This window comes from Parvibaculum sp. (genome assembly GCF_040882025.1).
Lineage (GTDB): Bacteria > Pseudomonadota > Alphaproteobacteria > Parvibaculales > Parvibaculaceae > Parvibaculum.
This window is the reverse complement of the sequence record NZ_JBBECC010000067.1, coordinates 1-5,563: the sequence shown is the minus strand read 5'-3', so window position 1 is coordinate 5,563 and position 5,563 is coordinate 1. Positions and strand designations below refer to the sequence as shown.

The window sequence follows — 5,563 nt, the reverse complement described above, 5'->3', positions numbered from 1 at the left end:
TATGTGCCCTTCTTCATCTCGACCGCGCTGATGGGCGTGCCGGCCATCCTGCTGATTCTGCTGGTCATGGGACACCGCAGGAAAACAGAAGCAAAAACAACGGCGTAAGGCCGACATTTTTCTGTCGTCTTCTGCTGCGACAAGCAGCCGGACGCCTTGCTTGGCATCGGGCGGCGATGATGAAAGTATGAGGCGCGATCACGGGAAGCCCGGGCTCGGGGGGCTGAACCGGCGGCATGGCGCAGCGGACGCTCGCGATATGTCCGCATTCCTGCGGTGTAAGAAGATCTGGTTTGGGGTTCGAATTAATGCCGACGACAAAGACGGACGGAAGCGAGGCGGCGCTCGCCTCGACGCTTGCCCGTCCCGCCGAGGCCGCTGAAAGTTATGGCCGCAGGGGCGATCTCGAAGTCCGTCTCGCCTCCTCGCCGCACGAGATCGACGCCGCCCAGGCAATCCGCTATCGCGTCTTCTACGAGGAAATGTCGGCGATCCCCGATGCCGAAACGCGCGCCCGCAAGCGCGACGCCGACCGCTTCGACGAGATTTGCGATCACCTGCTGGTGCTCGATCACGCATTGGTGCCGGGCGAGGATGACGAACTGCCGCCCGAGGATCCCGAAAGCCTGAAGAAAGTCGTCGGCTGCTACCGCCTGCTGCGCCAGGAAGTCGCCGAACGCCACGGCGGTTTCTACACCGCCGGCGAATACGACATCGCGCCCTTGCTTGCGCGCCATGCCGATCTCAATTTCCTCGAGCTCGGCCGTTCCTGCGTGCTGAAGCCCTACCGCACCAAGCCGACCGTCGAATTGCTCTGGCACGGCATCATGCATTATGTGACCGCGCACAATCTCGATGTGATGTTCGGCTGCGCGAGTTTCGAGGGCACCGACCCGGAAGCGCTTGCCGCGCCGCTTTCCTACCTGCATCACTTCCACGCCGCACCGGAAGACTGGCGCGTCCGCGCGCTGCCCGCATGCTACGAGGAAATGAATCGCATCGCGAAGGAAGAGGTCGATCCGCGCGAAGCGCTGCGCGCGCTGCCGCCGATGATCAAGGGCTATCTCAGGGCCGGCTGCTATATCGGCGAGGGTGCGGTGGTCGACAGGCAGTTCGGCACCACGGATGTGCTGATCCTTTTTCCCGTGGCGCAGATTTCCGACCGCTATCTCTCGAAGTTCGGCACCGGCGCCTCCGGCGGCAAGAGCTGACGCGACCTATCTGTCGAGATTATAGGCCGCCAGCGCCGCCATGTTGACGAGGTCGGAGACATTCGCCGTCATCGGCACGATCTGCACCGGCTTTTCGAGGCCGACAAGCAGCGGCCCGATCAGCGTCGAACCGCCGAGCACGCGCAACAGCTTGGTCGAGATCGACGCGGCATGGATCGCCGGCATGATCAGCACATTGGCCGTGTCGGAAAGTCGGCAGAACGGATAAAGCGCCATCGTCTCGCGGTTGAGCGCCACATCGGCCGCCATCTCGCCGTCATACTCGAAATCGGCATTGCGCGTATCGAGAATGCGCACCGCGTCGCGCACGGTTGCTGGCCGTTCATGCGTATGCGTGCCGAAGCTCGAATTGGCGAGCAGTGCCACGCGTGGTTCATAGCCGAGCCGCCGCGCGACTTCGGCGGCTTGCGTCGCGATATCGGCAAGCTCCTGCGCCGTCGGCATTTCGTGGACATTGGTGTCGGCGACAAGCACGGTGCGTCCGCCCGCCACCACCAGCGTCACGCCGATGGGCTTGCGTCCGTCCACCGCATCGATCACGCGGCGCACGTCTTCAAGCGCCACCGAATAGGTGCGCGTGACGCCGGTCACCATTGCATCGGCGTCGCCCCGTTCCAGCATCAGCGCCGAGAATATGTTGCGGTCGTTGCTGGTGAGCCGGTGGCAGTCGCGATAGAGAAAGCCGTGCCGTTGCAGCTTGTTGTAGAGAAAGTCGGCATACTCCGTGACCTTCTCCGACGTGCGCGCGTTGCGGATGTCGAGGTCGGTGTTGCGGTCGAGCCCCATCTGGCCGAGCGTGTCGCGAATCTGCTCCTCGCGGCCGACCAGGATCGGCACGCCGAGCCCGTTGTCGCGGAAGGCGAGCGCGGCGCGGATGACGCGTTCTTCCTCGCCCTCGGCGAAGACGACGCGCTTCGGATCGCGCCGGACCTTGTCCATGATGACTTGCAGCGTGCCGGCCGTCGGGTTGAGGCGCGCCGAAAGCCGGTTCTTGTAGGCTTCCATGTCGACGATCGGCAGCCGCGCGACGCCCGAATCCATCGCCGCTTTCGCGACCGCCGGTGGAATTTCACGGATGAGCCTGGGGTCGAACGGCACCGGAATGATATAGCCGGGCCCGAAGCGCGGGCGTTCGTCCTGATAGGCGGCGGCCACTTCGTCGGGCACATCCTCGCGCGCGAGCTTTGCCAGCGCCTGCGCGCAGGCGATCTTCATGTCCTCGTTGATCGCGCTGGCGCGCACGTCGAGCGCCCCGCGAAAGATATAGGGAAAGCCCAGCACATTGTTGACCTGGTTCGGATAGTCCGACCGGCCTGTGGCGATGATCGCGTCATCGCGCACCTGCAGCACTTCTTCCGGCGTGATCTCGGGATCGGGATTGGCCATCGCGAAGATGATCGGCTTCGCCGCCATCGAGGCGACCATCTTCTGGTTGATCGCGCCCTTGGCCGAAAGACCGAGGAACACGTCGCAGCCCACCATCGCCTCTTCGAGCGTCCGCGCATCGGTCGCCGACGCATGCGCCGACTTCCACTGGTTCATGCCCTCGGTACGGCCCTTGTAGATGACGCCCTTGGTGTCGCACAGGATCGCGTTGTCATGCGGCAGGCCCATCGCCTTGATGAGTTCGAGGCAGGCGATGCCGGCGGAGCCTGCGCCGTTGACGACGAGTTTCGCGTCCTTGATGTCGCGGCCGGTCAGGAAGAGCGCATTGATGAGCCCTGCCGCCGTGATGATCGCGGTGCCGTGCTGGTCGTCATGGAACACCGGAATGTCCATCATCTCGCGCAACCGGCTTTCGATGATGAAGCAGTCGGGCGCGCAAATGTCCTCGAGGTTGATGCCGCCGAAGGAGGGGCCCAGATACCGCACCGAATTGACGAAGGCGTCGACGTCCCTGGTATCGACTTCGAGATCGATCGAATCGACATCGGCAAAGCGCTTGAAGAGAACGGCCTTGCCCTCCATCACGGGCTTGGAGGCGAGCGCGCCGAGATCGCCGAGCCCCAGGATCGCCGTGCCGTTGGAGATCACGGCGACGAAATTGCCCTTCGAGGTGTAGTCGTAGGCAGCGTCGGGGTTTTCGGCAATGGCGCGCACCGGCGCCGCGACGCCGGGGCTGTAGGCCAGCGACAGGTCCCGCTGCGTCGCCATCGGCTTCGTGGCGTTGATTTCGAGTTTCCCGGGCTTGCCCTGGGAGTGGAAGAGGAGCGCTTCCTCGTCGGTAAACTGTCGCCGTTTTTTCTTGCTCATGCGATCGGACATCCGGATTTTCGGCTGGAGACGCGCAATCGCCGGAATACCCGTCGGAAGCCCGCCCCTCCGGGGCCTGCCCCGGAAGCCGCTTTGTAGGCTGGCGATCCGTCAATAACAAGCCGCCGCCGTTGATTCTGCCCGATTTTCGACCCCGCCGCCCCTTTCCTGCGGGTGGTGCCGGCACTACTCTCTGGCCCCATGTCAGAGCCCGCTCCCCGAACCCTCATGCCGGAAAACCCCGCGCCTTCCGCAGCGGTCCCGCCCGACGCGACTCCCCCCTCGCCGGAGGCGACACCAATGATGGCGCAATATCTGGAGATCAAGGCGGGCCATCCGGGCGCGCTGCTGTTCTACCGGATGGGCGACTTCTACGAACTCTTCTTCGACGATGCGGTCGCCGCATCGGAAGCGCTCGACATCGCGCTGACGAAGCGCGGCAAGCACCGGGGCGAGGACATCCCGATGTGCGGCGTGCCCGTACACAGCCACGAGGCCTATCTCGAACGCCTGATCCGCAAGGGCTTCAAGGTCGCGGTCTGCGAACAGGTCGAGGACCCGGCGGAAGCGAAAAAGCGCGGCGCCAAGTCGGTGGTCGCCCGCGCCGTCACGCGGCTCGTGACGCCGGGCACCTTGACCGAGGACACGCTGCTTGATGCCCGCGCCCACAACTATCTCGCCGCCCTCGCCCGCACCGGCGCCGAGGCCATGCTGGGTCTCGCCTGGGTCGATGTCTCGACCGGCCGTTTCGAGGTGATGGCATTGCCGCCGGCGGCCCTTGCCGCCGAGCTGGCGCGGCTTTCGCCCGGCGAATTGCTCATCCCCGAAGGCATGGAGAGCGAGGCCGCCGTCGCGCAGGCCGGCGCGGCGCTGACGGCGCTGCCCGTCGCCCGCTTCGACAGCGCCGCCGCCGAACGCCGTCTGAAGGCCCATCTCGGCGTCGCCGCCCTTGATGCCTTCGGCGCTTTCACCCGCGCCGAACGCGGCGCCATGGGCGCGCTGCTCGGCTATGTCGAACTGACCCAGGTCGGCCGCATGCCGGCGCTCTCGGCGCCGCGCCGCGTCGCCGCCACCGATGCCATGTCGATCGACGCCGCGACCCGCGCCAATCTCGAACTGGTGAAAACGCTGCAGGGCGAGAGCGCCGGCTCGCTGCTCGCCGTGATCGACCGCACGGTGACGGGTGCGGGCGCCCGCGAGCTTGGCAGCCGGCTCGCCGCGCCCCTGACCGATCCGGCGTCGATCGCCGCCCGCCTCGATGCGGTCGAGTGGTTTGTCGACAGCCGCGATCTTCGGCGCGACATGCGCGTGAACCTCAAATCGGCGCCTGATATTGCGCGCGCGCTTTCGCGCCTGTCGCTCGGCCGCGGTGGCCCGCGCGATCTCGCCGCCATTGCGGGCGGTCTCGCCGCCGCCCATGCCCTGGCGGCCGGGCTCGACGCCGCGCCGCCGAGGCTTGCACCGCTGCCCGATGAAATCGTTGCCGCCGCGCAAGCCCTGCGCGGTGTCGCCGCAAATTTGAAAGCGCGTCTCGCCGCCGCGCTGGCCGAAGAGCTGCCGCTCATGGCCCGCGATGGCGGCTTCATCGCCAGAGGCCACGACCGGGCGCTCGACGAAACCCGCGCGCTCCGCGACGACGCGCGGCGGTTGATCGCCGGCCTGCAGACGAAATATGCCGGCGAAACCGGCATTGCCGCGCTGAAGATCCGCCACAACAATGTGCTTGGCTATTACATCGAGGTGCCGCCGCGCCACGGCGAAAAGCTGGTCGCCCCGCCGCTGTCGGAGAGCTATATCCACCGCCAGACCATGGCGAACGCAATGCGCTTCACGACGCCCGAGCTTGCGGGCCTCGCCAGCCGCATCGCCGAAGCGGCCGGCCGCGCGCTCGAAATCGAACTGCAATTGTTCGAGGAACTCGCCGCCGCCGTTCTGGCCGAAGCCCCGGCGCTTTCGCATGCGGCCGCCGCGCTCGCCGCGCTCGATGTCGCCTCGGCGCTCGCCGAACTCGCATCCGAGCGCCGCTATGCGCGCCCCCGCGTCGACGCAAGCCTCGCCTTCGACATCAAAGGCGGCCG

At 66.3% G+C, this 5,563-nt stretch carries 3 protein-coding genes; 2 read left to right on the top strand and 1 reads right to left on the bottom strand.

Annotation, left to right across the window (positions count from 1 at the left end):
* The first annotated feature begins 308 nt into the window (after positions 1–308).
* On the top strand, positions 309–1,211 hold the full coding sequence (locus tag WEB61_RS04285; RefSeq protein WP_368063090.1) for a GNAT family N-acetyltransferase: 903 nt from the start codon (positions 309–311) through the stop codon (positions 1,209–1,211).
* A gap of 6 nt (positions 1,212–1,217) precedes the next feature.
* On the opposite strand, the gene WEB61_RS04280 is transcribed toward WEB61_RS04285, so the two are convergent.
* Positions 1,218–3,485 (bottom strand): NADP-dependent malic enzyme, encoded by a 2,268-nt coding sequence (locus WEB61_RS04280; RefSeq protein WP_368063089.1) that lies wholly within the window; start codon positions 3,483–3,485, stop codon positions 1,218–1,220.
* Between the two features lie 300 nt (positions 3,486–3,785).
* Between WEB61_RS04280 and mutS the strand changes: the two genes are divergently transcribed.
* On the top strand, positions 3,786–5,563 hold a 1,778-nt coding region (mutS, locus tag WEB61_RS04275), incomplete at its 3' end, for a DNA mismatch repair protein MutS (RefSeq protein WP_368063088.1).